We start from the raw sequence: 7,212 nt of genomic DNA on the forward strand, positions 1-7,212 counted from the left end.
GATCGACTCGGCCGCCTTCACCATCCCGGCGCGGATCTGCTCGGCCAGCGGCGCTTGCGTCGGCTCCAGGGCCACCAGGGCCGCCGCCGAGTTCAGCACCACAGCGTCCCGCACCGGGCCTGTCTCCCCGTCCAGAAGCCGCCGGGCGACCTCCGCGTTGTACGAGGCGTCCGCGCCGCGCAGCGCCTCCACGGGGACCAGTTCGAGGCCCACGTCACGCGGGTCGAAGGCCTCCTCGGTCACCTCGCCGCTCCGCACGGTCCACACCCGGGAGGTGGCCGTGGTGGTCAGCTCGTCCAGGCCGTCGTCGCCCCGGAAGACCAGGGAGGAGTTGCCGCGCTCGGCGAAGACGCCCGCGACGATCGGCGCCATGCGGGGGTCCGCCACACCCACGGCCTGGGCGCGGACCCGGGCCGGGTTGGTGAGCGGGCCGAGGGCGTTGAACACCGTGCGGATGCCCAACTGGCCGCGGGCGGCGCCCGCGTGCCGCAGCGCCGGGTGGAACTTCACCGCGAAGCAGAAGGTGATCCCGGCCTCCTCGGCGACCTCCGTCACCCGGTGCAGGGGCAGCTCGAGGTTGACGCCGAGCTTCTCCAGCACGTCGGAGGCCCCGGACGCCGAGGACGCGGCGCGGTTGCCGTGCTTGACGACCTTCGCGCCGGTGCCGGCGACCACGATCGAGGACATCGTGGAGATGTTGACCGTCTTCGCGCCGTCGCCGCCCGTGCCGACGATGTCGACCGTCGCCCCGGGCACCTCGATCACGTTGGCGTGCTCGTACATCGTGCGGACGAGGCCGTTGATCTCCTCGACGGTCTCGCCCTTGGCGCGCAGGGCCACGACGAACCCGGCGATCTGCGCCTCGGTCGCCTCGCCGCGCATGATCCGGTCCATCGCCCAGGCGGTGTCGTCGGCGCTCAGGTGCCTGCCGTCCAGCAGACCGTTCAACAGCAGGGGCCAGGAGCGGCCCGCCGCGGTGTCGCCTCCAGCGGGGGTCACAGCGCTCATAAGCCGCTCCAGGGTCAGGCGTCCCGCACTACGGGACGAGAGTCTCAACGGGGTCCACCCTATCCAGCCCCGGGCAGCGCGAAGGGCCCCGTCCGGCTGGGGGTGCCCCCTGCTCTGAGCTTGGGGGACGGACGGGGCCCTTCTGTGGCGTGGCGAAGCAGTGATCAGTGGTGGCCGTGGCCGCTCGTGATCTCCCGGTACTCCTCGGCGGTGGGCTTCGGGATCTGGGCCTCCTCGCCGTAGTAGGCGTCGCTGAGCTTGGCGCGCAGCTTCTCGGAGCCCTTCACCTTGCGCTCGACACCGTTCTCGTCGACCGTCGGGCCGATCAGGGCCGGCTTGTACTGCTCGTGTGCCGTGAGCGTGTACATCTGCTCCTGGCTGAGCGGCTCGTGCACCTCGATGAACTCACCGTGCGGCAGGCGCTTGATGATGCCCGACTCGCGGCCGTGCAGCACCTTCTCCTTGTCCCGGCGCTGCAGGCCGAGGCAGATGCGCTTGGTGACGACGAAGGCGATGACCGGTCCGAGGAAGAACCCGATCCGGACGAACCAGGTCACCGAGTTGATCGACAGATGGAAGTGCGTGGCGACGATGTCGTTGCCACCGCCGATCAGCATGATGATGTAGCCGGTCACCCAGGCGACACCGACACCCGTACGGGTCGGGGCGTTGCGCGGCCGGTCCAGGATGTGGTGCTCGCGCTTGTCCCCGGTGACCCAGGACTCGATGAACGGGTACAGGGCGATGATCCCGAGGAACACACCGAAGAGCACCAGCGGGATGAACACACCCAGGACGAGCGTGTGGCCCCAGAGGTTGATCTCCCAGCCGGGCATTGCGCGGATGAGACCCTCGGCGAAGCCCATGTACCAGTCGGGCTGGGCACCGGTCGACACCTGGTCGGGCCGGTAGGGGCCCAGGACCCAGATCGGGTTGATCGTCGCGAGGCCGGCGAGGGCCGCGATGAAACCGAAGACCAGGAAGAAGAAGCCTCCGGCCTTGGCCATGTAGACCGGCAGAAGCGGCATGCCGACGACGTTCTTGTTGGTCCGTCCGGGGCCCGCGAACTGGGTGTGCTTGTGGTAGAAGACCAGGATCAGGTGGCCGACCACGAGCCCGAGCATGATGCCCGGCAGCAGCAGGATGTGGATCGAGTAGAACCGGGCGACGAAGTCGGTTCCCGGGAACTCCCCGCCGAACAGGAACATCGAGATATACGTGCCCACGATCGGCACGGACAGGATCGCGCCCTGCGTGAAGCGGACACCGGTGCCGGAGAGCAGGTCGTCCGGGAGCGAGTAGCCGGTGAAGCCGGTGAACATGCCCAGGACGAACAGCAGGAAGCCGAACATCCAGTTGATCTCGCGCGGCTTGCGGAACGCGCCGGTGAAGAAGACGCGCATCATGTGCACGAACATGCCGGCGAGGAAGATGATCGCCGCCCAGTGGTGGATCTGCCGGATGAGCAGACCGCCGCGGACGTCGAAGCTGATGTCCAGCGTGGAGGCGAACGCCTCCGACATCAGCTGCCCCTGAAGCGGGACGTAACTGCCGTGGTACTCCACCTCGTTCATCGACGGGTGGAAGAACAGCGTCAGGTACACACCCGTGAGGATGATGATGATGAAGCTGTAGAGGCAGATCTCACCGAGCATGAAGGACCAGTGGTCCGGGAAGATCTTGCGCATGTTGGCCTTGGCCAGGGAGTAGATCCCGAGGCGGCCGTCGGCCCAGTCGGCGACCCGCTCACCCGCGGGCGCCTTGCGGCGTGTCTGTGCAGTGCTCATCCGCGCTCCCAGAAAGCAGGGCCGACGGGCTCTTCGAAGTCGCCGAGCGCCTCGAGGTAGCCCTCGTCGTTCACGCCGATGCGGAGCTGCGGCAGGGCGTGACCGGCGGGACCGAAGATCACTCGGGCACCGTCGGAGAGGTCGAAGGTGGACTGGTGGCAGGGGCAGAGCACGTGATGCGTCTGCTGCTCGTACAGGGAGATCGGGCAACCGACGTGGGTGCAGATCTTCGAGTACGCGACGATGCCCTGGTGCGACCACTCGAGCTCGCGCTTGTCCTTGATGTTCTCCGGCTGGATCCGGACGATCATCAGGGCGGCCTTGGCGATCTCGTTCTGGAAGTCGTGGTCGTGCTCCTCCAGGCCCTCGGGCTTGGCGAAGGTCAGCGAACCGACCGCGACGTCGGACGGCCGCAGCGGCTCGTTCGTGTTCATGTTGACGAGCAGCTTGCCCTTGGACCACAGCGTGTGGCGGAGCTTCTCGCCGGGCAGCGGGCCGAGGTCGCGCAGCAGCACGACGCCGGAGAGCGGCACCAGCGTGAGCGCGCCGAGCATCGTGTTGCGGATCAGCTTGCGACGGCCGAGCGCCGACTCCTTGGCGCCCTGCTTGAAGTCCGCGAAGACCTTCTCGCGAACCTCGGGCGGCGCCTCGATCGCGTGCCGCTCGTCGGCGACCTCCACGTCGGACATCAGGGTGCGGGCCCAGTGGACGGCGCCCGCGCCGATGCAGAACAGCGCGATGCCGAGCGTCATGCCCAGTGCGAAGTTCAGCGCGCTGATGTGACCGAGCGGGAAGATGAAGACCGACTTGTCGACCGGGATCGCCACGAAGGAGGCGATGAAGCCGACCGTCGCCAGCATCGACAGGGTGAACAGGAAGGCGACCGAGCGCTCGGACCGCTTGGCGGCCCGCTCGTCGACGTCCTGGATGCGGTGCTCGTGGGGCGGCAGGCCCGGGTCGGCGAACGGGTGCTTGTCGTCCGCGACGCTCATCGCACCGTGCTCGTCGTGTCCTGCGGACCGCGCGGCGGGCAGGTTCTCTTCTGGAATGTCTTGGCTAGTCATGACTTCTTGGCCTTTGCGGTCCGGGCGGCGACCCACACGGCGACGGCGATCAGACCGCCGAGACCGAAGATCCAGCCGAACAGGCCCTCGCTGACCGGCCCGAGGCCACCCAGTTCGAGGCCGCCGGGGCTCTCGGTCTTTTCGCTGTTGACCGCGTCGAGGTACGCGATGATGTCCTTCTTGTTCTGTTCCGTCAGCAAGGTGTCGGGGAAGGACGGCATGTTCTGCGGGCCGGTCTGCATGGCCTCGTAGATGTGCTTCGCGGAGACACCCTCAAGCGAGGGCGCGTACTTGCCGTGCGTCAGTGCGCCGCCCTTGCCGGTGAAGTTGTGGCACTGCGCGCAGTTGGTGCGGAACAGTTCACCGCCCCTGGCGATGTCGGCACCCTCGGGGCCGTACTGCTCCTCCGTCGGGATGGACGGACCGGCACCCAGCGAGGCGACGAACGCCGCCAGCTGGTCGATCTCGGCCTGCGAGTAGATGTTCTTCTTCGCCGGGACCTGGGGGCCCTGGGAGGTGGCGGCCGGCATCCGGCCGGTGCCCACCTGGAAGTCGACGGCCGCTGCGCCCACACCCACCAGGCTCGGCCCGTCGGAGGTGCCCTGACCGCCGGTGCCGTGGCAACTGGCGCAACCGACCGAGTAGAGCTTCTTGCCCTCCTCGATGGTGAGGGACTGGGCGGTTTCGTCGGCCTGCGCCTGGCCCGCGGGTGCGAACACGGCGTACAGCCCCCCGGTGCATGCCAGCGCGAGGAGTAGGACGACGAGCGCCGCCAACGGGTGGCGTCGTCGTGCGGAGAGCTTTTTCACGGATTACCCCGGTGTCAGGATCTTCTGCGTCGATGCTTCTGGGATGCGCGCTTCGTCGAGCACGCGCGGATGCGGGCCCTGCTACTTGATCATGTAGATCGTGGCGAAGAGACCGATCCAGACGACATCGACGAAGTGCCAGTAATAGGACACGACGATCGCGGCCGTCGCCTGCTCGTGGGTGAACCTCCGGGCCGCGTAGGTCCGGCCCAGGACCAGCAGGAAGGCGATGAGACCGCCCGTCACGTGCAGGCCGTGGAAGCCGGTGGTCAGGTAGAACACCGAGCCGTACGGATCGGAGGACAGGGACAGGCCCGCGTCCTTGACCAGCTCCGTGTACTCGAAGACCTGACCGCCGATGAAGATCGCACCCATCACGAACGTGACGATGAACCACATCCGGAGCTTCTTCACATCACCGCGCTCGGCGGCGAAGACGCCGAGCTGGCAGGTGAGCGAGGAGAGCACCAGGATGGTGGTGTTCGTCGCCGAGAACGGGAAGTTGAGATGGGCAGCCATCTCCTTCCAGTGATCGGGACCCGTCACCGATCGCAGAGTGAAGTACATCGCGAAGAGGGCCGCGAAGAACATCAGCTCGGAACTCAGCCAGATGATGGTTCCGACACTGGTGAGGTTCGGCCGATTGACCGACGGGTGCGCGTGCCCGGTTTCTACTGTCGTTGCTGTCGCCACGACCGACATTATGTCGGTCGCTTATCCCGCCCTCACTCCGGGGGGTGCCGTTCGGAGTGTCTTCCCCGGTCGTACCGGTGTTGACGTGGTGTTCAAGGGAGTAGCATCCGGCCCACGGGCCTGTCCTTACGACGCTGACGTCACGGAGGAACAATGCAGCCGACCGCCACGGTGCTGGTCTACAGCGACGACTCCAACACCCGCGAGCAGGTGCGGCTCGCCACGGGACGGAGGCCGGCTCCGGACGTTCCCGTGGTGGAGTTCCTGGAGTGTGCGACTCCGGACGCGGTGCTGCGGGAGCTGGACCGGGGCGGGATCGACGTCTGTGTGCTGGACGGCGAGGCCGTGCCGATGGGGGGTATGGGCCTGTGCCGGCAGATCAAGGACGAGGTGTTCGACTGCCCGCCGGTGCTGCTGCTGATCGGACGGCCCCAGGACGCGTGGCTGGCGACCTGGAGCCGTGCGGAGGCGGCCGTGACCCTGCCGGTGGAGCCGGTGGAGTTCGCTGCCGCGCTGGCTTCCCTGTTGCGGGAGAAGGCGGCTTTGAACACCTAGGGGCTCGGTTCGCCCTGTTGTTCGGCGGCTGCGGGTGCGTGGGAGCTGTTCGCGCCCACGCGGCGGAGCCGCATATCGACACGGCCCCGCGCCCCCGGGGGCGTCTAGACGCTCTGGGGCCGCAAGCGGGCCCTGTCGGCCTCTGTGGGGCCGTCCGGGGTGCCGCCGACGAGGGCGCTGCCGGTGCGCCACTTCGCCCAGTCGAGGTTCCAGTCGCCGAAGCCGTTGCCGAAGGGGGCCATCATGTCGCCGCCGGAGTTCACGACCTTGACGATGTCGCCCTCGCGGACGGTGTCGTAGAACCAGGCGGCGTTCTCGGTGCTCATGCCGGTGCAGCCGTGGCTGACGTTGGCGTAGCCCTGGGAGCCGACGGACCAGGGGGCGGCGTGGACGTACTCGCCGCTGTTGGTGACCCGGACCGAGTGGTGCACGACCAGGTCGTAGAAGTCCGAGGCGCCGATGCTGGCGCTGGTCATGCGGACGGTGCCCTCCTTGGCCAGCACGACCTTGACGCCGTTGCGGGTGTCGTAGCCGGGCATGCCCGTGGTGACCGGTATCCGCCGGACGATCTCGTCGTTCTTGTAGACGGTCATCTGGTGGGCGGAGGCGTCCGTGACGGCTATGAGCTTGTCCGCGGTGGTGATGGTCAGCGGCTTGGCCTTGCCACCCCACATCCGGTCGCCGATCTTGATGCCCTGCAGGTTGCTGCGGACCTGGACGGTCGCCTGGGCGGGCCAGTAGTCCTTCGGGCGGTAGTGGAGCTTCTTGTCGTCCACCCAGTGCCAGGCGCCGTCCGTGGCGGGCGTGGAGGAGACCTTGAGGGCGCGTTCCACGACGGCCCGCTGGGCCTTGTCCTTGACGGGCCGGCTCAGTTCGGCCGTGATGGGCTGGCCGACGCCGTAGGTGCCCTTCCTGGGGCCGAAGGCGACGTCCAGTCGCTTCTTGGTGGTGGGCTTGCCGGTGTCGAAGGTGACGACCTTGCGGCCGGGCGCCCCGTCCTCGTCCTCGGTGCTCACACGGACCGTGTAGCTGGCGTTGGCGGCGAGCGGGGTGGTGCTGTGCCAGCGGCTGCCGTCGGCGGCGAGTTCGCCCGCCACGTAGCGTCCTGAGGCGTCGTGGGCCGTGACGTCCGTGATGCGCCCGTCGGAGTCCTCGACGACTTCCAGGGGCTTGTCCGGGTCGGCCTTCTTGCGGCCGCCGTCGGGGGCGTTGAAGATGAATCCCCGGAGATCCGGGGGCCTTCGCACGGTCTGATCAGACCTGAGTGCGCTCCTCGACGACCTTCAGGATCTTCGC

At 68.0% G+C, this 7,212-nt stretch carries 7 protein-coding genes; 1 reads left to right on the forward strand and 6 read right to left on the reverse strand.

The genetic code is table 11. The annotated features are described in order from the left end of the window. The 5 genes from trpD to ABZ281_RS30205 all read right to left on the reverse strand — a co-directional run. Nucleotides 1–1,008 (reverse strand): anthranilate phosphoribosyltransferase (trpD, locus tag ABZ281_RS30185; protein ID WP_356660568.1); only part of this gene is annotated, 1,008 nt, incomplete at its 3' end. A 164-nt stretch (nucleotides 1,009–1,172) separates the two neighbouring features. Continuing rightward, nucleotides 1,173–2,795 (reverse strand): cytochrome bc complex cytochrome b subunit, encoded by a 1,623-nt coding sequence (locus ABZ281_RS30190; protein ID WP_356660570.1) that lies wholly within the window; start codon nucleotides 2,793–2,795, stop codon nucleotides 1,173–1,175. Beyond that, complete coding sequence (locus ABZ281_RS30195; RefSeq protein WP_356660572.1) at nucleotides 2,792–3,859, reverse strand: Rieske 2Fe-2S domain-containing protein; 1,068 nt, start codon at nucleotides 3,857–3,859, stop codon at nucleotides 2,792–2,794. Before ABZ281_RS30195 ends, ABZ281_RS30190 begins: the two co-directional genes overlap by 4 nt. Next, complete coding sequence (locus ABZ281_RS30200; RefSeq protein WP_356660574.1) at nucleotides 3,856–4,668, reverse strand: cytochrome c; 813 nt, start codon at nucleotides 4,666–4,668, stop codon at nucleotides 3,856–3,858. Before ABZ281_RS30200 ends, ABZ281_RS30195 begins: the two co-directional genes overlap by 4 nt. 81 nt (nucleotides 4,669–4,749) lie before the next feature. Then, on the reverse strand, nucleotides 4,750–5,370 hold the full coding sequence (locus tag ABZ281_RS30205) for a heme-copper oxidase subunit III (RefSeq protein ID WP_020272940.1): 621 nt from the start codon (nucleotides 5,368–5,370) through the stop codon (nucleotides 4,750–4,752). Between the two features lie 144 nt (nucleotides 5,371–5,514). Between ABZ281_RS30205 and ABZ281_RS30210 the strand changes: the two genes are divergently transcribed. Further along, the gene (locus ABZ281_RS30210; protein WP_356660577.1) at nucleotides 5,515–5,916 is read left to right on the forward strand and encodes a hypothetical protein; all 402 of its coding nucleotides are present in this window, start codon (nucleotides 5,515–5,517) and stop codon (nucleotides 5,914–5,916) included. Nucleotides 5,917–6,020: 104 nt separating this feature from the next. Here ABZ281_RS30210 and ABZ281_RS30215 read toward each other — a convergent pair whose 3' ends face one another. Next, the gene (locus ABZ281_RS30215) at nucleotides 6,021–7,163 is read right to left on the reverse strand and encodes an Ig-like domain-containing protein (protein WP_356660579.1); all 1,143 of its coding nucleotides are present in this window, start codon (nucleotides 7,161–7,163) and stop codon (nucleotides 6,021–6,023) included. Nucleotides 7,164–7,212 lie beyond the last annotated feature (49 nt).

It is taken from the genome of Streptomyces sp. NPDC006265, from assembly GCF_040613555.1.
In the GTDB taxonomy this organism is placed as follows: Bacteria; Actinomycetota; Actinomycetes; order Streptomycetales; family Streptomycetaceae; genus Streptomyces.

Coding starts and splice junctions, on each gene's coding strand:
- ABZ281_RS30205 (WP_020272940.1), bottom strand. CDS start 5,370: ATGTCGGTCGTGGCGACAGCAACGACAGTAGAAACCGGGCACGCGCAC.
- ABZ281_RS30190 (WP_356660570.1), bottom strand. CDS start 2,795: ATGAGCACTGCACAGACACGCCGCAAGGCGCCCGCGGGTGAGCGGGTC.
- ABZ281_RS30195 (WP_356660572.1), bottom strand. CDS start 3,859: ATGACTAGCCAAGACATTCCAGAAGAGAACCTGCCCGCCGCGCGGTCC.
- ABZ281_RS30210 (WP_356660577.1), top strand. CDS start 5,515: ATGCAGCCGACCGCCACGGTGCTGGTCTACAGCGACGACTCCAACACC.